The following is a 25,356-nucleotide window of genomic DNA, read 5'->3' as shown; positions in this document are numbered from 1 at the left end:
TCAAACATATTTTAAAATGTCGCGGATGAAATTGTGATAGCTGTCAAATTTCGGCAGGTTGTTATGTCCTCCTCCTTCTATACGGATAAGCGTGATGCCGGCAGGGTTCAGCTTTTGCAGGTTTTCACTGTGCCGTAGTGGTATCAGCCAGTCACGCGTACCGTGCAGGATATAGGTATGGCAACGCACTTTACGTATCCACAGATCGGTGCGCAGATGATACCGCAATACCCAGCGCAACGGCAGCATCGGAAGAAACCGTTCCACTACTTTGCGGAAACTGTAATAAGGTGCGTCGAGGATCAGGTAACGCGGTTTGTTATCACTGGCGAGTTTGGTGGCAAAACCGCTGCCGATGCTGCGGCCGTACATGATCATGTGGTCTTCGGGATATTGTTTTTTCAATGAATCATAAACGAACTGCATGTCGCTGAGCATATCTTTTTCACTACGCTTGCCGGTGCTTTTTCCGAATCCGCGATAGTCCACCAGCACCACATCATAATTGTACCGGTAAAAATCACGCGCATATTTGGCCCAGCCTTTTATACTGCGGGTGTTGCCATGGAAATAAAGAATAAGACCATGCGGCGCTTCGCGGAAAAAGTGAAGACCGTTTATGCGCACACCGGGTTCCACATCAAAAAAATATTCGCGGAAAGGAATATCATACACGAAACGGAAATCCTGCTGCAGCCGTTCGGGTTTGAATATAAAACGTTCCTGCAGGAAATAAGCTGCAACAGACAGGACGGCAATACCGCCGATGATATACCAGATTACAGGGGGCAAGTTTGGCAGTTGGTGGATTGAAGATAAGCTTCGGCACCGGCTGCGCAAAATTACTCTTCTTCGATCCGCTTCAGGCGCAGGTTGGTAACGGGCGCAACAATGAGCGGGAATTTCTCCACCGTTACGTTGGCCACGTCGAGACCGAAACCTCTTTCTTCGCTGAGGCTGTGTTCTTTCAGCCAGAAGTGGAATTTCATGATCACACGTTCGATAAACGGCAGTTCATTATCCTGGCTCAGGTATTTTTCCATTACCATAAATTGGAAGTCGCCCACCATGTTGCTGCTGGCAAGACTTTCATAGCGGCTGATAATATTTACTTCCTTGTTGGCCACCAGGTCTTCCACCACTTTGCGGAACATCAGGTTGATGCGCGGCTCCATACGGAAACCAAGCCGGAAGTCGATGCGAATGATATCGTTGGGGATGATATGTTCTACTTTGTATTCGCAGGTATAAGGGTCGTCCATCGTATCAACGTGTACAAACCAATAAATATCTGCGCGTTTCGGCTTTTTGTTCAGAATAGAGTAAATGATTTTGTGCTCGATCTCTTTCGGGTTGTTGGCGCTGGTGAGGTATACCAGGTGGGTAGCGTATTTGGCTACTGAACGGTCATTGCTCAGCTCCTGTAGTTTGGGAATGTAATGTTCCAGCCGTACAAATTCCACGTAGCGGTTTTTGATCTTACGTGCGCGGAACCACACATACATTACCAGGAACATGATGCCGCCGACCAGCAGGGTTACGTAACCACCGTGAACGAATTTATCCATCAGGGCCACCAGGTAACCGGTTTCCACCACGAAGTAACCCACCAGGAATATCCAGATCCAGAAAGATTTGACCCGATGCAATACGAGGTAGTTGGCAAAAAGAATAGTAGTAGTGATCATGGTCACCACGATTGCCAGACCGTAGGCCGCTTCCATGTTGGAAGATTTCTGGAAATAGAGGACCACACCCACGCAACCCAGGAACATCAGCAGGTTGATGCCGGGAATGAAGAGCTGTCCTTTTTCTTCGGAAGGATAGCGAATCTTCATCTTGGGCCAGAGGTTGAGGCGCATGGCTTCACTGATGAGTGTGAAGGCGCCGGATACCATGGCCTGGCTGGCGATGATGGCAGCGGTGGTGGCAATGGCCACACCGGGAATGATGAACCATTGCGGCATCAGGTCGTAAAAAGCATTGATGCCCTGTTCTTTTTTTACGGTTTCGGTGATGGTGAGGCCGGAATGATGTGCCAGCAGGTAAGCACCTTGTCCGAAATAGTTGAGCAGCAGACAGGCTTTTACATAAATCCAGGAGTAGCGGATATTGTCGCGTCCGCAGTGTCCAAGGTCGCTATAAAGTGCTTCGGCGCCCGTGGTACATAGAAACACCGCACCCAGCAACCAGAAACCGGAAGGATAGGTACGCAGGAATTCTATGGCGTAATAAGGACTTAGTGCTTTGAAAATAGACAGGTCGTCGAAAACGTGGATCAGACCGAACACGGCCAGCATGGTGAACCAGATAAACATGATTGGCCCGAAGATCTTGCCGATGGAAGCCGTACCGAATTGCTGGAGGAAAAAGAAGAGGGTGAGAATGATCAGTACAATCATTACGACGGTATCGGTGGTCAGTCCGCGGAGGGCGGGGAGTTCTTCCAAACCTTCTATCGCGGAGGTAACGGTCATGGGCGGGGTGATGATGCCGTCGGCGAGCAGGGCAGCTCCGCCGATCATGGCGGGTATCACCAGCCACTTTCGCCGTCGCCTTACCAGGGCATACAGGGCAAATGTGCCGCCTTCCCCTCTGTTGTCGGCCCGGAGGATCAGGATCACGTATTTGATCGTGGTCTGAAGGGTAAGTGTCCAGATAATACAGGAGAGTGTACCGATGATAAGTGTTTCAGAAACTTCCCGTCCGCCGATAATGGCGTTGAATACATACAGGGGAGATGTACCAATATCGCCGAAGATAATTCCCAGTGCAATCACGAGTCCCGCGGCGGTGACCCTATTAGTCGGTATTTTCACGTGCTATTATTTGTATGCCATGCGTTTTTCAAAAAATCCGGGGCAGGAACAAAGGTATAGGCAAAAAAACCAATGGCGGGCCTTTAGCCATTAAAATTTTTACGCTTTTGCTAACATATCACCTGCAACTTTCCGCAGCCATACACCGTTTATCGGAATGTAATCCCCCGACCTGCTGCATCTCAAAAAAAGTTAGCCCGATTGGGCAGCAACTTTGTATTTTTAATAAGCGAAAAATCAGATCATTATGATGAACAGCAAAGGTCTTTTGCTTCTTGTTTTCCTATTGTCCGGAATGCTTGCCTTTTCCCAACGTATCGTTTATTCCGAACCTTCCCGCGATGATACCCGCCGGATGAATTTTGAAATAGCCGGCAAGATCGGCAACAACTTTCTTATCTATAAAAATGTACGTTCCAACAATTGGATATCCGTACTGGATAATGATATGGTCGAAATCGGCAAACAGAACCTTGATTTTATTCCCGATAACGAACGTTTGATCAATATGGATATCTTCTCCTATCCGGAGTTTTGTTATCTCATTTATCAGTACCAGCGCAAGGGTATCGTTTATTGCGAAGCTGCCCGCGTCAACGGCGAGGGTAAAAAGGTAGGCGAAGTGATGTTGCTCGATACCACCCGTATCGGTTACACGGCCAATAATAAAATATATACCGTACTGGCCAGCGAAGACAAAAGCAAGATCATTGTCTTCAAGATCAACAGCAAGAATAAAAGAATGTACCAGATCAGCAGCCGCCTGCTCAGCGACCGCCTCGATCTTATCAAGGAAAGCCGGCTCACTCTTCCGATGGAAGACAAAGACGATTACCTCGGTGAGTTCAACCTCGACAACGACGGCGACCTGATCTTTACGCGCTTCGACCGGGTAAACAGCGAGAATATCGGCAATGCCGCATTCGTAATTAAAAAAGCCATGGAGGATTCCTTCCATGTACACCCGCTGACTACGGAGAAAATGTACCTCGACGAAATCAAGATCAAACCTGATAATTTCAACAAGCGATATTTTCTTACCTCCTTTTATAACAAACAACGCCGCGGCAACATCGACGGGTTTTATTTCTATATCTGGGATAAAGTAAATGACCGTGTGGTAATAGAGCGAATGCTCGAGTTTTCAGATGAACTGCGCAAGGAAGCGCGTGGCAATGCCAGCACCAAAGCAGCGTTCAACGATTATTTTATCCGCAACATCATTACCCGCCGCGATGGAGGATTTATCATCGGCGCAGAATCCTATTACACCACCTCGCGCGGCAACGCCTGGAACCGTTGGAATTATTTCGGTTCGCCCTATATGCGTCCGTACGACTATTATTACTACTCTCCTTATTACAACAACTATTGGGGTAACCGCTGGAATGACCGTGGAAGCGTACGTTACCAGGCCGACAATATCGTGGTGTTCTCTTTCGACAGCACAGGTGCGCCTGAATGGAACAACGTGATCGCCAAAGAACAATACGATGACCAGTCTGATGACCTGTTGTCTTACCAACTGTTCGTGACCGGTGGTCAGTTGCATTTCCTGTTCAACGTGATCGAATCGCGCCGGCAGATACTGAACGACTTTGCCGTGTCGCCCGACGGGGAGATTAAAAAGAGTCCTACACTCAAGAACCTGGACCGCGGCCACGACTTCATGCCCAAGTACGCCAAACAGGTCAGTGCCCGCCAGATGATCGTGCCCTGCCAGTACCGGAATTATATTTCTTTTGCAAAAATTGATTTTAACTAGGCCAGGTTGTAATTTGGCGGCACCGGTTGTATGCCGGTAAAGCAATACACTTTCCGTGATCGGTCTGTTCAAACAGAAAACTCCTGCCAATCTGATGTCCCTGCTTATAGTAGGGATCCTGATCAAGTTGCCTGCATTTTTCAATCCCCATCCGCCTTTGCTGCGCGAAGGAGATGGCGTGCTGTACCACCGTTTACTGGAAATCCTGCAGCCGGCGTCCGCCTCATTCGGCGCACTATTTCCCCTGCTGGCCTTTGCCCTGCTGTTTGTACAAGCCGTAACGCTTACAAGGTTTGTGAATAATCACCGGATGATGGCGCGGCCCAATTACCTGCCGGGGCTTTCGTACATGGTGCTCACCTCCCTGTTGCCGGAATGGAATTACTTTTCGGCGCCTTTGCTGGTGAACAGTGTATTGTTGTATGTGCTGACGGCCTTATTCAATACGTATAACCGTCCGCAGGCGCGGGGAACGATATTTAATATAGGGCTGGCATTGGGCATTGCTTCGTTTCTTTTTGTGCCCTCGCTGGTATTCGGATTATGGATATTGCTGGCGCTGGCCATCCTGCGGCCTTTCCGCATAGACGAATGGTTGCTCTGCCTGCTGGGTATCACCACCCCGTTTTATTTCTATGCCGTATACATCTTCCTTAATGACCGCTGGGACTGGAATACTTTATGTCCGCATATATCGGTGGCCCTGCCGTCGCTGAAGCAATCGGCCTGGCTGGCGGGAAGCATATTCCTGGTAATGGTGCCGTTTATGGCCGGAGGTTATTATATACAGGAACACCTGCGGAGAATGCTGATTCATGTGCGCAAAGCCTGGAGCCTCTTGTTGCTGTATCTGCTGGTAGGCATGCTCATTCCTTTTGTGAATACAAGTAATACGCTGGAAAACTGGATCATGGCGCTGATGCCGATGGCCGCCTTTCATGGCTTCGCCTATTTCTATGCAAAATGGAAAGCGTTGCCGGTGATTGTATTCTGGTTGTCCGTTGCGTTTATACTCTGCTATCAATACGCGGGACCGGGATGGATATAAGCAGCCGTTAATTGTGGGAAAAATCGCAGGAGGCCCCTGAAAATTGACCTATCTTTGCCCACCTCAACCTTCAATCAATCAAGTATGAAATTTGGCGTAGTTGTATTTCCGGGTTCAAACTGTGACCGGGATATGCAGGATGCATTGGCAAACGATCTCGGACAGGAAGTAACGATGCTCTGGCACAAAGACCGCGACCTCAGTGCCTTCACAACAGAGGACTGTATCGTATTGCCCGGCGGATTTTCTTATGGTGATTACCTCCGCTGCGGTGCCATTGCGCGTTTCAGCCCGATGATGCAGAGTGTGATCGATTTTGCCAACGCCGGTGGTAAAGTGCTCGGCGTGTGCAATGGTTTCCAGATCCTCTGCGAATCGCACCTGCTGCCAGGTGCGCTGCTGCGCAACAACAACCAGCAATTCATCTGCCGCAACGTGTACCTGCGTCCCGACGGTTTTGTACGCGACCTGTTGCCGTCCGAAGATGCCAATGGCCCGATCGCTTATAAAATTCCCATCGCACACGGGGAAGGCCGTTTTCATGCAGACGAACAAACCCTGAACCAACTGGAAGCCAATGACCAGGTGATCTTCCGTTACTGCGACGATGCCGGCCAGATCACTGCGGCTGCCAACCCCAACGGGGCGGCGCGCAATATAGCCGGAATCTCCAACGAGGCGCGTAACGTATTTGGTATGATGCCTCACCCTGAGCGGGCCTGCTCATCCCTGCTGGGGAATACGGACGGCCGCGCGATCATCGAGTCGCTGCTGATGGCGAAGCAACTGGTGGGGTAACTACTGCGTCTGATTTTAGTCAATTTTTAGCTAACGCAACGGTCAACACACCGCGCAAACGGTTTAAATTTGCAGTCTAACAAAATAGGTATGAAAAAAATATACTTTGTATTGATGCTGTTGGCAGCGGGTATCACTGCCCAGGCGCAGCTCAATCCTGTAAGCTGGACATTCTCCGCCAAAAAGATCGGCGACAAAACATACGAAGTGCACCTCACTGCTAAAATGCAAACGGGATGGCACCTCTACTCGCAGACGCAGCCGGACGATGCCATTGCCCAGCCGACGAGTTTCGCCTTTACCGCCAATCCTTTGCTGACGCTGGATGGAAAAGTGAAAGAAAAAGGGAAAATGGAAAAATTTCATGACAAACAGCTTGGTGCCTCTGCCAATCAATATTCCAATACGGTGGATTTTGTGCAGGTGGTTAAATTAAAATCTAATGTGAAGACCAGCCTGGCGGGCGTTGTGGAGTTCCAGACCTGTGATGATAAAAAATGTCTTCCTCCCAAGAAAGTGAATTTTACAGTAGCGCTTTAAGAGCGTGAACTGCATAAAAAAAGCGCGGCTTCGGCTGCGCTTTTTTTATGCCCGGCGGGAAAAAAATGTGGAAATGTGCCGCCGCGAAAGCGGCAGATGTGAAAATGTGTAAATGAATGCCAGGGGCAGTAAGCGTTAGCGTTCACGGCAACTGATCAAAATTTCATTTCCACATTTACACATGGCCCCAACGCAGTTGGGCACATTCGGTTTTTTATACGCCCTGAGGCGCATAAAAAACCGGGCCCCTAAAGGCCCGGTTCAATTTGGTGTCATCCTAATACCAGCCTGCCGGCACGGCAAGCAAACCGATAAACTGCTCGATATCGAATTTCTTCTCTCCAGCGGGAGATACAGGATGACAAGCTTTTATAAAACAAAAACTAATGATCGTTCGTGTGTGCAAATATAGGGAAAAGCTTATAAAGCGATCTGTTTTTGTACCATCATTTTGCGCAAATTTATGAGTCCGTAGCGCATACGTCCAAGCGCTGTGTTGATGCTGCAGTTGGTGGCTGCGGCAATTTCTTTAAAACTCATGTCTGCATAATGACGGAGAATGATCACTTCGCGCTGGTCTTCGGGAAGATGATCCAGCATATTCCGCACACGATCGTAGCTCTGACGTTTTACCATAGCGGTTTCAGCCGTGTCATCCGTGAAGTGCAACACTTCAAAGATGTCTTTGTCATCACCGGTACGGATGGTAGGCGTACGTTTTACCTTGCGGAAATGATCCACACATAAATTGTGCGCAATACGCATGGCCCAGGGAAGGAATTTTCCTTCTTCCGTATAGCGGCCGCTACGCATTGTATCAATAATGCGGATAAAAACGTCCTGGAAGATATCTTCGGCAAGATACTTGTCTTTAACCAGGAACAGGATAGAGGTGTAGAGCTTGTCCTTATGACGGACAATCAAGGCCTCCAGGGCTTCGAGATGACCTTCGGTAAAAAGGTGAATCAGCTCGTTGTCTGTTTTCTTGCTAAAAGCTTTCATATAAACTCCTACAGGTTTAGGTTGTCGACCGGGCACAAGTATGCACGGAAAAATGGATATTGGTCTGTAAAAAATCGGTTAAAAAAACGTGTAGAAGTTTATTGCAATAGGCGGGTTGTTTTGTGGTTTTTCACAATTTGATTTTTTTACTTTTTAAGGACATTGGACACTAAAAATAATCCTTTTTGTGATACTGCCAAATAGCCACCAACCGATCGTCCCTTAATTGTTGTAAAATTATTGTTAATGCTGGGAGGATTTCGATGACCGGAGCTTGTTAAGGAAGAAAGGACATTTGCCGGTTTTAATGCAAAACATCCGGCTTTTCCTTGATATATAACGATTTTTAACAATTTCAGAATTGCGCACAAACCCTCCGCTATTTACCGCCGCCAGGTGCTAACTTTGCCGTCACTACGAATGGAAAAGCGAATAAAAGAGAAAAAACCCGGTACGTCACGTACCGTAAATTCTGCAGATAATATCTTCATCAAAGGTGCCCGCGTACACAACCTCAAAGACGTTTCAGTGGAAATTCCACGAAACAAACTGGTGGTGGTGACAGGCGTATCCGGTTCCGGGAAATCTTCCCTGACCATCGACACCCTGTATGCCGAAGGGCAGCGCCGCTATGCGGAAAGCCTCAGTGCCTATGCCCGTCAGTTCCTCAACCGGATGAATAAACCGGATATGGACTACATCAAAGGCCTGTGCCCCGCGATCGCTATCGAACAGAAAGTAATCAACCGCACGCCGCGCAGTACCGTCGGCAGTATGACCGAGATACAAGACTACCTGCGTTTGCTGTACGCACGTGTCGGTATTACTTATTCTCCCGTATCCGGCCGCGAAGTAAAGAAGGACGATGTGACCGATGTTGTAGAGGCTATTCGTAAAGGAAAAGAAGGCGACCGCATTTTCATACTCGTTGCCTTTCGCCAGCACCGCAACCGCAGCACACGCGAAGAGCTGAACATCCTTGCACAAAAAGGTTTTTCACGCATGTATATCCCCGCACAGGGAAAAGAAGAAGCGCAGGTATTCCGCATTGAAGAGTTGATGGAAATGCCCGACAAAGAATTGAAGACGCGCATCCCTGAGAGCGGAAAGAAAATAGTTTACCTGCTGGTAGACCGTATCGTAGTCCGCGAGTTCGATGAAGATGACCTGCATCGCATCGCCGACTCGGCAGGCACCGCTTTTTATGAAGGCGAAGGCGATATGTATCTCGAAGTGCAGACATCTGCACCTAAGGCTTCGGTGAAATTGCTGCATTTCAACAACCGGTTCGAGTTGGACGGCTTGCAGTTTGAGGAACCGCAACCCAATCTTTTTTCTTATAATAATCCATTCGGTGCCTGCCCTACCTGCGAAGGTTTCAGCCAGGTGCTGGGTATCGATATGGAATTGGTGATCCCCGATAAGCGCCTCAGCGTTTACGAAGGTGCCGTGGCTCCCTGGAAAGGGGAGAAACTGGGTTTGTGGAAAGAACAGTTTATCCGCGGTGCCAAAAAGTTTGATTTTCCCATTCACAAACCGATAGCCGACCTTACTGCCGCGCAGTTAAAAGCGTTGTATGAAGGCAATCAGTATGTGAACGGCATCAACGATTTTTTCAAAGAAGTTGAACAGAATCTTTACAAGGTTCAATACCGCGTTTTACTGAGCCGTTATCGTGGGCGTACGATCTGTCCTGATTGTCACGGTTACCGTTTGCGCAAGGAAGCCTTGTATGTAAAAATAAATGACAAGCATATCGGTGAGTTGACCGAAATGCCTGCACGCGATCTGCAGACATGGTTCAAAGAACTGGAACCAACGTTGAGCGAACACCAGCAACAGATAGCGAAGCGCATCCTGCTTGAGATCAATCACCGGCTTAACACGCTGCTGGATGTAGGGTTAGGCTATCTTACGCTCGGCCGCCTGGCCAACACGCTTTCCGGTGGTGAAAGCCAGCGTATACAACTGACGCGCAGTCTTGGTAACAACCTCACCAATTCCTTATACATTTTGGATGAGCCGTCAATCGGTCTGCATTCACGCGATACAGCCAACCTGATCCGTGTATTGAAAGAATTACGCGATCTCAACAATACGGTTGTAGTGGTGGAGCACGATGAAATGATGATGCGCGAAGCCGATCATATCATCGACATGGGACCGCTGGCTTCACATCTCGGTGGCGAGGTAGTGGCCGAAGGCGATTACGATACATTGATCAAAAATCCCAAAAGCCTGACCGGGCAATACCTCAGCGGCAAACTGAAGATCGAACCACCTGCCAGTCCGCGCAAGTGGACACGCTCGATCAAAGTGGAAGGTGCCCGTCAACATAATTTAAGAGACATCGACGTGGAGTTTCCGCTTAATGTGCTTTGCGTGGTGAGTGGAGTGAGCGGAAGTGGTAAAACGACCCTGGTCAAACAAATTCTTTATCCCGCTTTGCAGAAGATCAAAGGTGAGTTTACCGGCGATAAAGTTGGTTTTCATAAAGCAGTGACCGGCGATATCGACAGCATTCAGCAGGTGGAGATGGTGGACCAGAATCCGATCGGAAAATCTTCCCGCAGTAACCCGGTTACCTATATCAAAGCCTACGATGAGATCCGCGATCTGTTTGCCCGCCAGCCTTTGAGCAAGATGCGTGGCTTTCAGCCAAAACATTTCTCCTTCAACGTAGATGGAGGCCGTTGCGATACCTGCAAGGGTGAAGGCGAACAGGTGGTAGAGATGCAATTCCTTGCAGACGTGCACCTGGTATGTGAGTCCTGCGGCGGCAAAAGATTCAAGGAAGAAGTGCTGGAAGTCAGTTTCCGCGAAAAGAATATCTATGATGTGTTGCAGATGAGTGTGGACGAAGCAATTGATTTTTTTAACCTGGATAAAGAGTCTGCCGCGATTGCAAGGGCGATCCAACCTTTGAGTGATGTGGGATTGGGTTATATCAAACTCGGCCAATCATCCGATACTTTGTCAGGCGGTGAAGCGCAGCGGGTGAAGCTGGCATCCTTCCTTGGCAAAGGACGGGCAGGCAACAAGATCCTGTTCATCTTCGACGAACCGACAACCGGTTTGCATTTTCATGATATACGCAAGCTGCTGGCTTCTTTCCAGGCATTGATCGAGCAGGGGCATTCCATCCTGGTGATCGAGCACAATACCGATGTGATCCGTTGTGCAGACTGGCTGATAGAATTGGGACCTGAAGCGGGTGATGGCGGTGGTGAACTGGTGTATGCCGGTAAACCCGAAGGCATCCGCAAAGTGAAGGCCAGTCATACCGGGAAGTTTTTATAATGAAATGAATGTAAAAGTGCATTGTTACTATGGACACAATTGTAGATAAGTATCTCAAAGGACTATATGAACATCTATCTGAGGAAGACAAAACTGACCTGGCTAGTGCGAAAGGTGCTACGGAATGTCAACTTGCCAAACTGAAAGAGCAATTCCCCGAATGCCCTGCTGCTTTGTTACAATTACTAGGACAGATCAATGGTACGTATTGGCAAGCTTATGAAGACAAAGAGATTGCTGTTTTAATATTAGGGTCAGATGTGACCGAATATCCATATTATCTAAAATCAGTAGAACAAATTATAGAAGCGGATAAATATAGGGAAAGCATCCGTACTCGTTATGAAGATTATCTGGATAAAGAACCGGGACTTTTAGGCAAGGGAATTGATCCTGATGTAAACATGAACAAATGGCTTTGCTTCGCGGATTGCATGAACAATGGCGGTACATCTTCTCTCTATATTGATTTCAACCCGACAAAAGAAGGACGGTCAGGACAGGTGGTCCGTTTCCTACACGACCCGGACAGTTTTAAGGTGATAGCAGTTGATTTTGAGAGTTACTTGCAGTTGTTGATAGACAAGGGGTATGATTTCATAGACCCGGCGTATTAAGTTGACCGGATCAGCTAAGTTTGTCTGGATATAATAAAAAAGGTGGCGTCAGTTATGTTGATACCACCTTTTCCTATTTATAAGTTGTCAATCGTCAGAAGTCGGAAAAATGCAGCGGAGAAGGTGCTACTTCGATCACCTTTTGTTCTGTCATTTCGATGTCAAGCTGAAAGCCTTCATCTGTACGGATGGTTATTTTATCGCGGACGATTTTTTTATAGCCTGATTTTTCAAAAACAAATTTGTAAACGCCTGGTTTGAGTTCGTCGAATACATAGTGGCCGTTATCGTTGGTTTGAATAACGGTGGCTTCCTTGCGGTCGACGGGGTAAGCGGTAACGCTCACATTTTTCAATGGCCGTTTGCTATCGGACTGCGTCACTTTACCGTTGACGTCATTTTTCTTTTTAAGATTGCAGGTGCCGGATTTTTCACAAGGCTCTTTCGGGTCGATATTACCCGCATTGGCTGCCTGCACAGCGATCACTGCAGGCACGAGTAAAAGCAGCTTTGCTTTCATAAAATAAGTTTATTCGGTTTTGGGAGAAATCGGTTAGTATAAAATTAAAGCATTTTCAGTGGATTTTCCAAAGCGGCTTCCCACTCTTTCCAGACCTCTTCCACGATTTGACCGGCAGGGAGAATATTTCTGACGAGTGCAGCCACCTGTCCGATCTCGAGTTCGCCCTCGTCCATATCGCCCTCAAACATGCCTTTTTTGGCACGGGCGCGTCCCAGCAGTTTTATTAATTCTTCCGGCGGGGCGCCGCGGAGCTCGGCGGCCTGCACATCCTGGAAAAAGCGGTTCTTCAGCAGGCGAACCGGTGTTAACTGTTTCAGGGAGAGCTGTGTATCGCCTTCCGTAGCTTTCAGTACGGCTTCTTTAAAATGCAGGTGGGAGGACGCTTCCTCGCTGGCTACGAAGCGTGTGCCGAGCTGGGCGCCCTCTGCCCCGAGTACCATGGCGGCAAAGGCCTGACGGCCTGTGGCGATACCTCCTGCAGCAATGACGGGTATATTCACAGCAGCCGCAACGGCGGGGATCAGGACCAGGGTCGTGGTCTCTTCGCGTCCGTTGTGCCCGCCGGCTTCAAAACCTTCGGCCACCACGGCGTCGCAACCCGCCTCTTCGGCTTTGCGGGCAAACTTGCTGCTGCTGACCACATGCACTACGGTAATGCCTTCTTCTTTGAGAATGGAAGTCCATGTCCTGGGATTGCCGGCAGAGGTAAAAACGATGGGGACTTTTTCCTCGCGGATGATCTGCATGTGCTCCTCAATATTGGGATAGAGCAGGGGCACATTGACACCGAAAGGATGGGAGGTGGCTTCTTTGCAACGGCGGATATGTTCGCGTAAAACATCGGGGTACATGGAGCCGGCACCGAGCAGGCCGAGACCGCCTGCATTACTCACTGCTCTGGCCAGCCGCCAGCCGCTTGCCCAGATCATACCTGCCTGTACAAGGGGATAACGAATGCCGAAAAGCCGGGTAATGCGATTTTCAAAAGCCATGTACAAGAATTTATCAGCCCAGGTCGATGCTGGTATTGTCGCCGATATTCAGGGTTCTGGATTCTCCGCGCAGCGCTGTATCGCTGCCGATGATGGATTCTTCCAGTACAATATCATACAGATTGGAATAAGAACCGACGATTGAGTTTTTGACAATGGAATAATCCAGCTTCGTATTTTCTCCGATGGTCACATTGGGACCGATAATCGAATTGCGGATGGCACATCCTTCTCCGATACTGACGGGTTTGATGATTACCGTGTTCTCAAACTGGTATTCGTGTTGGTCTGCGTTGAATTTCTTCAGCAGGATGGCATTGGATTCGAGCATGGTTTCTTTACGTCCGCAATCGAACCAACTGTCTACTTTGAAGGAATCAAAACGCACACCTGTGCGGATCATGCAGTCGAGCGCGTCGGTAAGACTGAACTCGCCGTGGCTGCGTAACCCCTGGAGGATGTTGTTTTCGATGCATTCAAACATCTGTGTGCTTTCGCGGATCTTGTAGATACCGACCATGGCCATGTTGGACTTCGGAATATGTGGTTTCTCCACCACGTGCTCGATGGCTCCGTCGTCGTTGATCTCGGCTACGCCGAAATCGCGCGGGTCGTCTACTTTGCGTACGCCGATCATGGAATGTGGATGGTTGACCACGGCCTGTACATCGTATTCGCAGATGGTATCGCCGAGTACCACAAAAATTTCATCGCCGTTGACGAGGTTGCGGGCCAGGCGGATGGCGTGGCCTACACCCTGGCGGTCGGGCTGATGAACGTAATGGGCTTGAATATCGGGATGTTTGGCCTGCACATAGTCGAATATTTTATCACCGAGATAACCCACGATGAAAATAAACTCCTGTATGCCAGCTTCGCGAAGTTGTTCAATAATGATGCTCAGAACGGTTTTACCGGCCAGAGGGATAAGTGCTTTGGGCTGGGTGTAACTGTGCGGACGCAGTTTGGTGCCGGCCCCTGCTACGGGAATGATTGCCTTCATTAACCTAACGTTGTTTTGCTAAAAACAGCCTGTGAAAGTAAGGAAAAATTTGAAAGTGTGTTTTTGACATAAAAAACTATAATGTGAAAGTGTGTAAATGTGTAAATGTGCAAATGAAACAGCCGGTTGTAAGTGATAAGTAGTAAGTTTAAGTAATATGCCTGGATAGGTGTCCATTCACGATTCCCCATTCACTATTGACCATTCACCTATTCACTTATTCACCTATTGCCGGCTTCATTTGCACATTTTCACATTCCCGCTAAAAGCGGGATACATTTTCACATTTGACGACTACCTTTGCGCCATGCAAAAAGATACCCTGGTCTTCGACCTCATCCAGAAAGAACTGCAGCGCCAGCGCAATGGTATTGAACTGATCGCTTCAGAGAATTTTACCTCCCTGCAGGTAATGCAGGCAATGGGCTCCGTACCTACCAACAAATATGCGGAAGGCTACCCCGGCAAGCGTTATTATGGCGGTTGCGAGGTAGTGGATGAGATTGAAACACTGGCTATCGACCGTTTGAAGCAGATTTTCAACCTGAGCTGGGCCAACGTGCAGCCACACAGCGGCGCACAAGCCAACGGCGCGGTGTTCCTGGCAGTGATGCGCCCCGGTGATAAAGTCTTGGGTCTCGACCTCAGCATGGGCGGACACCTTACACACGGCAGTCCGGCCAACTTCAGCGGTAAAACCTACGAAGCACATTTTTACGGAGTAAAAAAAGAAACCGGCCTGGTCGATTACGAACAACTGGAAGCCGTAGCGCTGAAAGAAAAACCCCGCATGATTATCTGCGGTGCGTCCGCTTACAGCCGCGACTGGGATTATAAACGCATTCGCGAGGTGGCAGACAAGATCGGAGCCATCGTACTGGCTGACATTGCGCACCCTGCGGGACTGATCGCCAAAGGGCTGCTGAACGATCCGTTTGATCATTGCCATATCGTAACGTCCACTACGCACAAAACCCTCCGCGGTCCCCGCGGCGGTGTGATCATGCTGCGTCACGACTTTGAAAACCCCTGGGGCATCAAAGACCCGAAAGGCAATACGCGTACCATGAGCCAACTGCTCGATCTGGCTGTGTTTCCGGGAACGCAGGGCGGTCCGCTGGAGCACGTTATTGCCGCCAAAGCCGTTGCTTTCGGCGAAATACTCAGCGATGAGTTTGCCGTATATGGCAAACAGGTGATCGCCAATGCGCAGGCCATGGCCAAAGCATTTGTGAGCAAAGGTTACAACCTCATCAGTGAAGGCACCGACAACCACCTGATGCTGATCGATCTGCGCAATAAAAACCTGACCGGCAAAAAAGCACAGGAAACACTCGACAAAGCACATATCACCCTGAACAAAAATGCCGTTCCTTTCGATGATAAATCACCGTTCGTCACCTCAGGTATCCGTGTAGGCGTACCGGCTGTTACCACCCGCGGACTGAAAGAGGCCGATGTGGCGAATATTGTTGACCTGATCGATAATGTACTGACCAATGCAGATGATGAGAAAGTAATTGCGGCGGTGAAGGATGAAGTGAAGAATTTTATGCAGCAGTTTCCGTTGTACCCGGAGTTGGGATGAAACAGCCGTTATAAGTTTTAAGTAATAAGTAGTAAGTATTAAGTGATACAGCCTGTTTATTCACGATTGACGATTCACGATTTTCTTTAGTTTTACAACAAAACGAACTTTATGATACAACGCCAGCAAACACTTTGGTTGATCCTTTCTGCCGCTTTCGCTGCATTGACTTTTAAGTTTCCTTTCTATGAGGGTACGAGACTTAATGATGCGAAAATGATCGAGGCTGCTTCACTTGACAGCGGCGATAACTTCTTTCTCCTGATTCTTGCTGCGGCTACCATCGTACTATCGCTGATCACTATCTTTCAATACAAGAACCGTTCGCTGCAACTGAAACTGGCAATAGTTGGTTTGTTGCTGAGCCTTGGATTGATTGCCGTGTACTTCAAATACGTACAGGCATTTAACTCCGGGAGTATGGCATTGTGGTGTTTGTTCACTTTCGGTACGGCGGTCGGATTTATCATGGCGATCCGCGGTATCAGGAATGATCAACGCCTGGTGAAAAGTCTCGATAAACTGCGCTGATATTTTCCCCTTAAAAAAATAAATGAGAAGCCCGGCCATGAATAGCCGGGCTTTGTTGTGGTATAAACTAAACGCAAATGAAATGGTTGGTTTTGGCTTACTGCCAATAATCATTCGTTAATGGTGAATGAACCCTCGCTCTTGCTCACGCGGAAGCTTTTGTACTTGTTGAGGATCGAGCGGTATTTATCAGCCACTTTGCTATCGGCTTTTGTTCCGTTGATGAACAGCTCACCGTTTTTGGCTTCTATTTTATAATCTTTGTTTTTGTCGATCAGGCCGGCTTCGTGCAAACCGTCAACCACTACTTTGTAATCTTTCACTTTCACGCGCGCTGCTTCGATTTCCACCTTGGCCTTCTCGAGTTCTTTTTTGGCGGTGGCCATGGCCTTGTCTACTTCGGGTTGCACTTTCTTCAATTCTTCCTGCACTTTTTTCATTTCTTCGGCTACCTTCTTCATTTCTTTTTCGTTCACTTTTTCGATGTCGGCTTTAATCTTTTCCATGTCTACGCTTTTCATGGCAGCCTGTACTTCGGTCTGGATTTTTTGCCAGTCTACTTCCTGCAAAGCTTTTTTGGCTTCTGCCATTGCTTTTTCGATCTCGGCCTGGAATTCTTTGCTTTTCACGTGTTTGAGCGCATCTTCCACGGTAGTGCGGATTTCATCGAAATTGACCTTTACTTCAGCTTCATCAAGAGCGGCAATGGCATCATCAATATTGGTGACTTCGCTGCGGCTTTTGGGGGTGGTGTCTGCTTGTGGGGCGGTGTTCCTGGCGCCTGATTGAAAGTCCCAGGAAACGAGGGCTGTCAGGAAGGTGGCTGCGCACAAAGTGAGGAGCAGGGGGCGTTTGCGGATTGGCATTGGTTTCATGCTATTTGTGTTTTTTGGCTGTTAAACGAAATGTTTCGTAAATATATACGATTGAATTCGTAATTTGTTACAGCTTTTGGGCTGTTAACATAAATTTTAACAAAACGTGAATCGTGAATGGTCAATGGTCAATGGTCAATAGTCAATAGTGAATGGTCAATAGTGAATGGTCAATAGTGAATCGTCAATGGAGCAAAGACGCAAAAAAGCCGCGGCTGCTTTCAGGAGCCACGGCTTTTCAACACTTTGGGTTGAGCTTGTATTTACATTTTCAAATTTTCAAATTCCGCCGCAGGCGGATCCTCACTTCCTCATTGCCCACTTAAACATTTCCTTCCAGGTTGGTTTCTTGCCATACATCAGGATGCCGGTGCGGTAGATCTTGCCGGCAAACCAGGTGGTGAAGATGAAACCAGCGATTAATAATCCCATCGAAAGGATCAGTTCCCACACCTGTACGGTTCCGGGTATGCCAAACGGAATACGCGCCATCATTACGATGGGAGAAGTAAGCGGTATGATGCTGCCCCATACGGCCACGGGTCCGGTAGGATCGCTGGTGGCAATCGTCATGAGGGAGATAGAGAAAATGATCAGCAGCGTTACAGGGAAGCTGAGTGATTGCGCCTCGCGCATGTCTTCATTCACCGCGCTGCCGATAGCGGCATACAGGGATGAGTAGAAGAAGAAACCGCCGAGGAAATAGAAGCCAAAACAGCCCAGTACCACCGGCAGATTTACGCTCAGGAATACGCTCTGCACATTACCCACCATACCACTGACCATCGAGCTGCCCGCGCCTGACGCTTTGGTCACATTATAAATGATAAAGATGAACGCGATCCATAATAAAAATTGAGTCAGAGCCACCAGTCCGATGCCGATGATCTTGCCCAGCATCAGTTGGAAAGGTTTTACGGAGGATACCATCACTTCCGCAATGCGGTTGGTTTTTTCTTCCATTACCCCCATCATTACCTGCGAACCATATACCAGCAGGATGAAGTAGATCAGGAAACCCGACACGACACCCATGGTGCTGGCCACCCGGGAATCCGATTTGCGGTCGTTCACGTTCTCAGGTTTTACCTGTATGCGGCTTGCGCTGAGTGTTTTTTGTTTCTCGTCGTCGATACCGAGTTTTTCATATTTGAGCTCGTCCCAGATGGTATTGAGCTTGGATTGCACTTCCGACGCGGAACCGATGGTACGGTTGGTATTCATTACCAACTCATGCGGGATCGTTTCCACACTGGTGTTGGCGGGCACGATGATATAACCATCGTAACCCATGGCCTTAAAGTTTTTCTGCAGGCTGTCGGCATTGTCTTTTACCAATACCAGTTGGCTGGAGGCATCCGTTGCATTTGCCCGCTCGATACGTCCGCGGTCAAATAAGCCCGAGGAGTCGAGTACGGCTATTTTCAGGTTGGCCTTGCTTTTGGCGCCGATATAACTGGTGCCGAAGATCAGTGCCAGGTAGAGCAGGGGAAACAGCAGTGTGCTGATGATGAAGGTTCTCTTGCGCACCCGCGTAAGAAATTCCCTTTGTATGATGAGTTTAATCTTTTTCATTGCCGTGTTAGTTTAGTGTGTAGCCGCACAACGCGGTGGATGATTAGTTTGTCTTTTCGAATTGGCGGGCAGTTGGCGTGTCTTGCACCAACCGGATAAATATTTCATGCAGCGAAGGAAGGATTTCGTTGAATGATTCAATGCCCAATCCTTTGTTGATGAAATATTGCAGGATATCATTGTTGCTGAATCCTTCGTTGCGCTGCAGTATCAGGCTGTTGTCACGCTTTTCTTTTACTTCGAAAAGATGAATAGCCAAATGCTCCGGCAATACGGGGCCATTAAAGGCAACGCGGAAAAGATTTTCTTTAAAATCCTGTTTTACCTGTTGTACGGTACCGTCGAGTATTTTCTCGCCTTTGTTTACCAGCGCAATGTGGTCGCAAATTTCTTCTACCTGTTCCATCCGGTGTGTACTGAAAATAACGGTAGCGCCTTTGCGGGCCAGGTTATGGATTTCTTCCTTGATCAGATCGGCGTTCACGGGATCGAGACCACTGAAGGGTTCATCGAGAATGATGAGTTTGGGTTCGTGCAGTACGGTGGTCACAAATTGCAGCTTCTGCGACATACCTTTTGAGAGGTCTTCTACTTTCTTGTTCCACCAGCTTTCCATGTTGAAGCGTACAAACCATTCTTTGATCTTGCGGGTGGCTTCGGCTTTGCCGAGGCCTTTGAGTTGTGCCAGATAAAGGGTTTGTTCACCGATCTTCATTTTCTTATAAAGTCCGCGTTCTTCGGGCATATATCCGATATAAGCCACATCGTTGATAGGATCGAAGGGACGTCCGTCGAAAATGATCTCCCCCTGATCAGGGTAGAAGATGCCGGTAATCATGCGGATAAGCGTGGTTTTGCCCGCACCATTGGGACCCAGCAAACCGAATATCTGACCTTGCTCGATGGTAAGGCTGATATCGTTGACCGCTCGCTGGGTGGCAAAATTTTTCTGGAGATTGTTGAGTTGAAGTAGTGCCATACCTGCAGGTAATTTTAGATAACAAATATAGTCACCTGCGGTTAACGGAAGGGGAGAAAAGGATGAAAGGCACAATTGAATACGTAAATGTGTAAATGTGCCCTGCTTCGCAGGGGCCATGTGAAAATGTTTAAGTCGCTGTATTTAATTTTCACATCTCCAGATACGCCGGCCGGTTTACCGGGCGGCGTATCTGACACATTTCCACATTGCTTCTCTCTAACTTTGCCTCAAATTGAACCATATGCGCCGTGTTACGTTGCTTGCTCTTGGATTGCTGACCCTTGTCATGCTTGGAAGCTGGGGATACCTGGTACACCGTACTGTCAATCAACTGGCCATCTACCAGTTGCCATCGTCCCTGCAATCATTCTTTTACAGTTATAAAGACGAACTGGTGTACAACGCGCCACGTCCGGATCAGCGCCGCAGCAGCGACAGCACCGAAGCCACCAAACATTTTATCGACCTGGAATACTATGGCGACTCCGCCGCCTGGAAAATGCCCATTCGCTGGGCAGATGCCATAAAAGTATATGCGCCCGATACGCTCATCAAATACGGACACCTGCCTTACCAGATCGTGGTTATCCAGCAAAGACTTACAGAAGCCTTCCGCAACAAGAACCGCGACAGCATCCTGTTTTATGCGGCGGACTTAGGTCACTATATCGGTGATGCGCATGTGCCCTTGCACACATCTCTGTATTATGACGGCCAACAGACCAACCAGCGTGGTATACATGACCTGTGGGAAACAACCGTACCGGAGATCGAACTGGCACACTATCGGCTGAAAAGTAAACACAAAGCAACCTATCTCAAAGATCCTGCGCAGGCAGCATGGGATATCGTACGGCATACGCATTCATTGTTGCCCGAGATGCTGGCGAAAGAAAAAGAAGTATCTGCCGGGTTTACCGATTCTACAAAATACCGCTGGCAGGTGCGTTGGGGAAAGAACCGCCGTTTCTACACGGCAGAATTTGCCAAAGCCTATTCAAAAGCACTGGGAACTTCCATCAATGAGCAGTTGCTACTATCAGCCCAATATGTTGCCGACTTCTGGTATACGGCCTGGGTAGATGCCGGACGTCCCGATTTAAGCGATATCAATACCAAACCGGTGGCAAAAAGCATACGGAAAAAAGAAGTAAAAGCTTACCGCAAAGATAAACTGCGCGAAAAAGGCTGGCTGATATCAGCGAAGCCCCAAACGGGTGATTAAACCCCTACGCCGCAGCGTATGGCGGCTTGTATGGCTACGCGCTCGCCATCCATGGCTGCGCTGACAATACCTCCGGCGTAACCTGCCCCTTCGGCGCAGGGATAAAGACCGGGCAACTGGGGGTGCTGTAAAGTATCTGCATCGCGCGGAATACGCACCGGTGAGGACGTGCGTGATTCCGTGGCCACCACTACCGCTTCTTCCGAAAAATAACCTTTCATCTTTTGGCCGAAGGCCACAAACGCCTGTTGTAGTCTCCGATGGATAAAAGGAGGCAGCACGGTATTCAATGGCGCTGATGTGAGTCCGGGTAAATAAGAGCAATCCGGTAAAGTCTCCGATATTTTATTACGGGTAAAATCGGTCATGCGTTGTGCCGGGGATTTAAACAAACCACCGCCTGCCTGGAAAGCGCGTTTTTCTATCTCCTGTTGAAAACGCATGAGCAGGAGGGGATCTTCTGCCTTATGCGGCAGGCCCTGCTTCTTCAGCCATTGTAAGGCTTCGGCAATTTCTGTTTGCACTACGATGCCGCTGTTGGCATAGGGATTATTTCGTTTGGAAGGCGACCATCCGTTTACTACCAGTTCACCCGGGCTCGTAGCGGCAGGAGCGATGATGCCACCGGGACACATACAAAAAGAAAACACGCCTTTATCCTCTACCTGTTGCACCAGGCTGTAAGCGGCCGGTGGCAACAAAGGATCGCGGAGGGCGCAATGATAAAGTGCCTGATCGATGAGCGACTGCGGGTGTTCTACGCGTACGCCCAATGCAAAAGGTTTGGCCTGTATCTCCAATCCTTTTTCCTGTAATAAAATAAAAATATCGCGGGCCGAGTGGCCGGTTGCCAGAATCACGGCCTCTCCGTTGAAGCGGTCGCCGGAGGCGGTGACAACGCCTTTTAATTCACCTTTATCCCGGATGAAGTCGGTTACTTTTTGCTCAAACAAAAATTCGCCGCCGCACTCGAGGATCTGTTTGCGCATATCGGTGATGATATGCGGCAATTTGTTGGTGCCGATATGGGGATGTGCCTGGTAAAGTATTTTTTCCTCTGCGCCGAACTGCACGAAGAGTTGAAGAATGCGTTGTATATCGCCGCGTTTGCCGCTGCGGGTATACAACTTGCCGTCGCTGTAGGTGCCGGCGCCGCCTTCACCAAAGCAATAATTGCTTTCGGGATTAACGATGCCTTCTTTATTCAAAGCGGCCAGGTCGCGGCGGCGGGCGCGCACATCTTTACCGCGTTCGAGAATGACGGGCCGTATGCCCAACTCCAATAAACGGAGTGCGGCAAAAAGACCGGCAGGACCTGCGCCCACGATAATCACCTGTTTATTGGCCTTGCGTACATCTTTAAAAGGAAACTGCGGTTGTTCGCGTGGTTGTGCGGGTTCGTTGATAAAAGCGGTAACGGTTAGGTTGATCCATGGCTGGCGGCTGCGTGCGTCGAGTGAATGTTTGCGGATGAGAAAGCCGTTGATGGCTTTACTGCTGACGCCTTCGGCGGCGGCGATCATGGAAGTGATAGTGGCATCGCTGGCAGCTTCGGCCGGGCGAAGTTTCAGGGAAATATCTTTCTGCATAATTGCCGGGTTTTTATCCCGGATGCTGCAAAAGTAATTAAAGGTATGCGCATAAAAAATCCCCGCTGCTAGCCGGCAGAGGGGATTTTTCCCGTAGGGAATAAACTTATTTTTTCGCTTTCTTAGCGCCGGGTTTGCACAGGTAGAAATTAACGGTTGCCTGTACAGCCTGGTTCATGGCGGTATTTACATTGGAAGTAGGGCTAACATCCTGTATGCCGTGGATATAACGGGCGATAACGGAGAAGCGCGGGCTGATGAAACCTTCGATACCACCGGTATAACCAAAGTCGAAGTCGCGGGTACGATCGGTAACGGTAACGGTTTCGTTGACATAATCCATGCGTTCGCGTCCGCGGAAAAGTACATCACCCTGAACGCCGGCGAGTACTCTCCATGCTTTGCAGAATTTGAATTTAACCAGGAGGGGCATGGAAAAATAATTGAAGCGGTAGCGTGTATCTCCCTTGTCGTTTTCAACGTTTGAACCCATCGCAGAGTAGAGGAACTCGGGTTGGATAGAAAAACGTTTGTTCAGCGGAAGCTCCACGAATGCACCGGCAACGAAACCGGCTTTATCCCATGAAGGGTTGAAGTCGGAATAAGATAAAGGAGTGCGGAAGGTGCTTACGTTAAGACCGGTTTTAACACCGACAGCGGGTTTACCTTTTTCGTATTGTGCAAATAAAGCAGAGCAGCTAAGGAGGAATGCTACCAGAATGGCAGAAGCTTTTCTCATAATCAGTCTTAGATTTTTGGTTATGAACAAAAGTAATGATTATTGGTTAATCCAAGTGTATAATAAGAACGGGCGGTTTACCGGAGCGGGAAAGAGCATAGCCGCGAGTGTAGCGGGATACAGGCGAAACGGGAGGTAAAATGCGTGTTGTTGCGGGTAGTAAAAACACCTGTTGATAAATAAATTTGTTTTCGAGATTTCCAAATTTTTGACCGAAAAACTTGTCAAATACGTGTCTTATCTGAAAGCAAAAAAAAACAACTAGAATAAATTTTTTTTTATCCAAACAAGTTGGATATTCGCCTCCCTGTCCAAATTTTTTTATTGACATTGTGTGAACAAGCTTTTCTGGACTTTTCATTAACATTACTTACGTCATTCGAATAAACTGCCTATCAACAGATGGAGAAAAATGCTGAAAAAATCTGGGCGAATTGTTTGAAGATCATAAAGGATATTGTTGAATGGCAGCATTACAAAACCTGGTTCGAGCCGATCAAAGCAATCTCAGTTAAGAACAATGTATTGGTGATCCAGGTTCCCAGTCAATTCTTTTTTGAGTATCTTGAAGAGCATTACGTAAATTTATTAGCGAAGACGCTGAAGCGTGAGTTAGGAAAAGATGCCCGGCTGGAATACCGCATCATGGTTGATAGTGGTAACAGTTCCAACAAGCCTTTGACGATGGATGTGACCGGGCATGGTTACAAAACCTATTCCAATAACGAAATGGATTTTCCCCTGGTCATCAATAATCCTGTTAAGAATCCTTTTGTTATTCCGGGTCTGAAAAAAATGCAGATAGACCCGCAGCTCAACCCTATCTATACATTTGAGACATTCATTGAAGGTGATTGCAACCGTGTGGCGCGCAGGGCAGGTAAAACTGTTGCGGAGAAACCGGGAGCCAACTCTTTCAACCCGCTTGTAATATATGGTGGTGTTGGTTTGGGTAAAACGCACCTGGCGCAGGCCATCGGTAATGAAGTAAAGAAAAGCAATGCGAACAAGGTGGTACTGTATGTGAGCTCGGAGAAATTCATCAACCAGTTCATGGACCACAGCCGCAACAATGCGATCAATGACTTCATTCACTTCTATCAACTGATCGATGTACTGATCATTGATGATGTGCAATTCTTCAGCAAGGCGGAAAAATCGCAGGATGCGTTCTTTGCGATCTTCAACCACTTGCATCAATCGGGCAAGCAACTGATCCTGACATCGGACAAACCGCCGAAAGACATGGAAGGTGTGCAGGAAAGACTGCTGAGCCGGTTCCGCTGGGGGCTGAGTGCCGACCTGCAGATTCCGGACTATGACACGCGGATCGAGATCCTGGAGCGGAAAATGAAGGGGGATGGGCTGGACATGCCGAAAGAGGTAGTCAAATACATTGCATATAATATTAATAGCAACGTGCGCGAATTAGAAGGCGCGCTGATATCACTGTTGGCACAATCTTCGCTAAACAGAAGGGAAATTGATTTAGATCTAGCGAAGAAAGTGTTACGAAATTTTATCAAATCAACCAGTAAAGAAATCACGATCGATACCATCCAGAAGATGGTATGTGATTACTTTGATGTGGCTTACGACAAGCTGTTGCAGAAAACGCGTAAGCGCGAGATCGTGCAAGCCCGGCAGATCACGATGTACCTGGCGAAGGCCTTTACCAAGAACTCACTGAAGACGATTGGTGAGCACTTTGGGGGCCGGGACCACACGACGGTGATCCATTCCTGCCAGACGGTGAAGGACCTGATGGATACGGATGCGGTGTTTCGCGAGAACGTGCTCGAACTGCAGCAGAAAGTACAGTTGGCGGCCATGTAAATGCATGGT

The 25,356-nt window shown here is 48.4% G+C and carries 21 protein-coding genes; 10 read left to right on the top strand and 11 right to left on the bottom strand.

Translation table 11 applies throughout. From position 1 onward, the window contains the following. Together H608_RS0112550 and H608_RS0112545 are read right to left on the bottom strand one after the other, a co-directional pair. Positions 1–792, bottom strand: a complete 792-nt coding sequence (locus H608_RS0112550) for an alpha/beta hydrolase (protein ID WP_028787972.1) — start codon at positions 790–792, stop codon at positions 1–3. A gap of 50 nt (positions 793–842) precedes the next feature. Next, positions 843–2,819 (bottom strand): KUP/HAK/KT family potassium transporter, encoded by a 1,977-nt coding sequence (locus H608_RS0112545; protein ID WP_028787971.1) that lies wholly within the window; start codon positions 2,817–2,819, stop codon positions 843–845. Positions 2,820–3,066: 247 nt separating this feature from the next. Between H608_RS0112545 and H608_RS0112540 the strand changes: the two genes are divergently transcribed. The 4 genes from H608_RS0112540 (at position 3,067) to H608_RS0112525 (ending at position 6,970) form a co-directional block, all read left to right on the top strand. Next, the gene (locus tag H608_RS0112540; RefSeq protein ID WP_028787970.1) at positions 3,067–4,584 is read left to right on the top strand and encodes a hypothetical protein; all 1,518 of its coding nucleotides are present in this window, start codon (positions 3,067–3,069) and stop codon (positions 4,582–4,584) included. Positions 4,585–4,678: 94 nt separating this feature from the next. Next, positions 4,679–5,632 (top strand): hypothetical protein, encoded by a 954-nt coding sequence (locus H608_RS0112535; protein WP_155990153.1) that lies wholly within the window; start codon positions 4,679–4,681, stop codon positions 5,630–5,632. 84 nt (positions 5,633–5,716) lie between these two features. Next, the gene (gene purQ / locus H608_RS0112530) at positions 5,717–6,430 is read left to right on the top strand and encodes a phosphoribosylformylglycinamidine synthase subunit PurQ (RefSeq protein ID WP_028787968.1); all 714 of its coding nucleotides are present in this window, start codon (positions 5,717–5,719) and stop codon (positions 6,428–6,430) included. 90 nt (positions 6,431–6,520) lie between these two features. After that, positions 6,521–6,970, top strand: coding sequence for a protein-disulfide reductase DsbD domain-containing protein (locus H608_RS0112525; protein WP_081658881.1), 450 nt, complete (start codon positions 6,521–6,523; stop codon positions 6,968–6,970). Between the two features lie 420 nt (positions 6,971–7,390). Here the strand turns inward: H608_RS0112525 and H608_RS0112510 are convergent, their stop codons facing one another. Beyond that, entirely contained in the window at positions 7,391–7,972 is a 582-nt protein-coding gene (locus tag H608_RS0112510; protein ID WP_028787965.1) for an RNA polymerase sigma factor, read from the bottom strand. Positions 7,973–8,392: 420 nt separating this feature from the next. Here H608_RS0112510 and uvrA point away from each other — a divergent pair, with 420 nt between their 5' ends. Together uvrA and H608_RS0112500 are read left to right on the top strand one after the other, a co-directional pair. Then, on the top strand, positions 8,393–11,272 hold the full coding sequence (gene uvrA, locus H608_RS0112505; RefSeq protein WP_051268268.1) for an excinuclease ABC subunit UvrA: 2,880 nt from the start codon (positions 8,393–8,395) through the stop codon (positions 11,270–11,272). 29 nt (positions 11,273–11,301) lie between these two features. Further along, on the top strand, positions 11,302–11,889 hold the full coding sequence (locus H608_RS0112500; protein WP_038008393.1) for an SMI1/KNR4 family protein: 588 nt from the start codon (positions 11,302–11,304) through the stop codon (positions 11,887–11,889). A gap of 94 nt (positions 11,890–11,983) precedes the next feature. Here the strand turns inward: H608_RS0112500 and H608_RS0112495 are convergent, their stop codons facing one another. Genes H608_RS0112495 through H608_RS0112485 form a run of 3 tightly spaced genes read right to left on the bottom strand, consistent with a single transcriptional unit; the run spans position 11,984 to position 14,407 of the window. Beyond that, a complete protein-coding gene (locus H608_RS0112495; protein WP_028787962.1) occupies positions 11,984–12,409 on the bottom strand; it encodes a carboxypeptidase-like regulatory domain-containing protein in 426 nt (141 codons plus the stop codon). Between the two features lie 44 nt (positions 12,410–12,453). Beyond that, a complete protein-coding gene (locus H608_RS0112490; protein ID WP_038008391.1) occupies positions 12,454–13,404 on the bottom strand; it encodes an NAD(P)H-dependent flavin oxidoreductase in 951 nt (316 codons plus the stop codon). A 13-nt stretch (positions 13,405–13,417) separates the two neighbouring features. Next, positions 13,418–14,407 carry a sugar phosphate nucleotidyltransferase gene (locus tag H608_RS0112485; RefSeq protein ID WP_028787960.1) on the bottom strand — a complete coding sequence of 330 codons (990 nt, stop codon included), beginning with the start codon at positions 14,405–14,407 and terminating at the stop codon, positions 13,418–13,420. A 307-nt stretch (positions 14,408–14,714) separates the two neighbouring features. Between H608_RS0112485 and H608_RS0112480 the strand changes: the two genes are divergently transcribed. Further along, on the top strand, positions 14,715–15,995 hold the full coding sequence (locus H608_RS0112480) for a serine hydroxymethyltransferase (RefSeq protein ID WP_028787959.1): 1,281 nt from the start codon (positions 14,715–14,717) through the stop codon (positions 15,993–15,995). Positions 15,996–16,106: 111 nt separating this feature from the next. Further along, positions 16,107–16,526, top strand: a complete 420-nt coding sequence (locus H608_RS0112475; RefSeq protein WP_028787958.1) for a DUF4293 domain-containing protein — start codon at positions 16,107–16,109, stop codon at positions 16,524–16,526. A gap of 110 nt (positions 16,527–16,636) precedes the next feature. On the opposite strand, the gene H608_RS0112470 is transcribed toward H608_RS0112475, so the two are convergent. The 3 genes from H608_RS0112470 to H608_RS0112460 form a co-directional block, all read right to left on the bottom strand. Then, a complete protein-coding gene (locus tag H608_RS0112470; RefSeq protein WP_028787957.1) occupies positions 16,637–17,401 on the bottom strand; it encodes a hypothetical protein in 765 nt (254 codons plus the stop codon). Between the two features lie 303 nt (positions 17,402–17,704). After that, positions 17,705–18,976 carry an ABC transporter permease gene (locus H608_RS0112465; protein WP_028787956.1) on the bottom strand — a complete coding sequence of 424 codons (1,272 nt, stop codon included), beginning with the start codon at positions 18,974–18,976 and terminating at the stop codon, positions 17,705–17,707. 43 nt (positions 18,977–19,019) lie between these two features. After that, a complete protein-coding gene (locus H608_RS0112460; protein WP_028787955.1) occupies positions 19,020–19,955 on the bottom strand; it encodes an ABC transporter ATP-binding protein in 936 nt (311 codons plus the stop codon). Positions 19,956–20,199: 244 nt separating this feature from the next. Between H608_RS0112460 and H608_RS0112455 the strand changes: the two genes are divergently transcribed. Then, the gene (locus H608_RS0112455; protein ID WP_028787954.1) at positions 20,200–21,183 is read left to right on the top strand and encodes a zinc dependent phospholipase C family protein; all 984 of its coding nucleotides are present in this window, start codon (positions 20,200–20,202) and stop codon (positions 21,181–21,183) included. On the opposite strand, the gene H608_RS0112450 is transcribed toward H608_RS0112455, so the two are convergent. Together H608_RS0112450 and H608_RS23700 are read right to left on the bottom strand one after the other, a co-directional pair. Next, positions 21,180–22,772, bottom strand: a complete 1,593-nt coding sequence (locus H608_RS0112450; RefSeq protein ID WP_028787953.1) for an NAD(P)/FAD-dependent oxidoreductase — start codon at positions 22,770–22,772, stop codon at positions 21,180–21,182. The two genes, H608_RS0112455 and H608_RS0112450, sit on opposite strands and share 4 nt — an antisense overlap. Positions 22,773–22,878: 106 nt before the next feature. Next, the gene (locus tag H608_RS23700; protein WP_028787952.1) at positions 22,879–23,511 is read right to left on the bottom strand and encodes a porin family protein; all 633 of its coding nucleotides are present in this window, start codon (positions 23,509–23,511) and stop codon (positions 22,879–22,881) included. A gap of 402 nt (positions 23,512–23,913) precedes the next feature. Here H608_RS23700 and dnaA point away from each other — a divergent pair, with 402 nt between their 5' ends. Continuing rightward, complete coding sequence (dnaA, locus tag H608_RS0112435; RefSeq protein WP_028787951.1) at positions 23,914–25,347, top strand: chromosomal replication initiator protein DnaA; 1,434 nt, start codon at positions 23,914–23,916, stop codon at positions 25,345–25,347. The last annotated feature ends 9 nt before the right edge of the window (positions 25,348–25,356 follow it).

This window comes from Terrimonas ferruginea DSM 30193 (assembly GCF_000425585.1).
GTDB classification, from domain to species: Bacteria; Bacteroidota; Bacteroidia; order Chitinophagales; family Chitinophagaceae; genus Terrimonas; species Terrimonas ferruginea.
The sequence above is the reverse complement of the archived record's forward strand: the minus strand, read 5'-3'. Positions and strand labels throughout refer to the sequence as shown.

Excerpts from the sequence above, each read along its gene's own strand:
- H608_RS0112500 (WP_038008393.1), top strand. The coding sequence starts at position 11,302 with ATGGACACAATTGTAGATAAGTATCTCAAAGGACTATATGAACATCTA.
- H608_RS0112465 (WP_028787956.1), bottom strand. The coding sequence starts at position 18,976 with ATGAAAAAGATTAAACTCATCATACAAAGGGAATTTCTTACGCGGGTG.
- H608_RS0112490 (WP_038008391.1), bottom strand. The coding sequence starts at position 13,404 with ATGGCTTTTGAAAATCGCATTACCCGGCTTTTCGGCATTCGTTATCCC.
- H608_RS23700 (WP_028787952.1), bottom strand. The coding sequence starts at position 23,511 with ATGAGAAAAGCTTCTGCCATTCTGGTAGCATTCCTCCTTAGCTGCTCT.
- H608_RS0112480 (WP_028787959.1), top strand. The coding sequence starts at position 14,715 with ATGCAAAAAGATACCCTGGTCTTCGACCTCATCCAGAAAGAACTGCAG.
- H608_RS0112460 (WP_028787955.1), bottom strand. The coding sequence starts at position 19,955 with ATGGCACTACTTCAACTCAACAATCTCCAGAAAAATTTTGCCACCCAG.
- H608_RS0112535 (WP_155990153.1), top strand. The coding sequence starts at position 4,679 with ATGTCCCTGCTTATAGTAGGGATCCTGATCAAGTTGCCTGCATTTTTC.
- H608_RS0112540 (WP_028787970.1), top strand. The coding sequence starts at position 3,067 with ATGATGAACAGCAAAGGTCTTTTGCTTCTTGTTTTCCTATTGTCCGGA.
- H608_RS0112510 (WP_028787965.1), bottom strand. The coding sequence starts at position 7,972 with ATGAAAGCTTTTAGCAAGAAAACAGACAACGAGCTGATTCACCTTTTT.
- uvrA (WP_051268268.1), top strand. The coding sequence starts at position 8,393 with ATGGAAAAGCGAATAAAAGAGAAAAAACCCGGTACGTCACGTACCGTA.
- purQ (WP_028787968.1), top strand. The coding sequence starts at position 5,717 with ATGAAATTTGGCGTAGTTGTATTTCCGGGTTCAAACTGTGACCGGGAT.
- H608_RS0112455 (WP_028787954.1), top strand. The coding sequence starts at position 20,200 with ATGCGCCGTGTTACGTTGCTTGCTCTTGGATTGCTGACCCTTGTCATG.
- H608_RS0112450 (WP_028787953.1), bottom strand. The coding sequence starts at position 22,772 with ATGCAGAAAGATATTTCCCTGAAACTTCGCCCGGCCGAAGCTGCCAGC.
- H608_RS0112525 (WP_081658881.1), top strand. The coding sequence starts at position 6,521 with ATGAAAAAAATATACTTTGTATTGATGCTGTTGGCAGCGGGTATCACT.
- H608_RS0112495 (WP_028787962.1), bottom strand. The coding sequence starts at position 12,409 with ATGAAAGCAAAGCTGCTTTTACTCGTGCCTGCAGTGATCGCTGTGCAG.
- H608_RS0112470 (WP_028787957.1), bottom strand. The coding sequence starts at position 17,401 with ATGAAACCAATGCCAATCCGCAAACGCCCCCTGCTCCTCACTTTGTGC.
- H608_RS0112475 (WP_028787958.1), top strand. The coding sequence starts at position 16,107 with ATGATACAACGCCAGCAAACACTTTGGTTGATCCTTTCTGCCGCTTTC.
- H608_RS0112485 (WP_028787960.1), bottom strand. The coding sequence starts at position 14,407 with ATGAAGGCAATCATTCCCGTAGCAGGGGCCGGCACCAAACTGCGTCCG.
- dnaA (WP_028787951.1), top strand. The coding sequence starts at position 23,914 with ATGGAGAAAAATGCTGAAAAAATCTGGGCGAATTGTTTGAAGATCATA.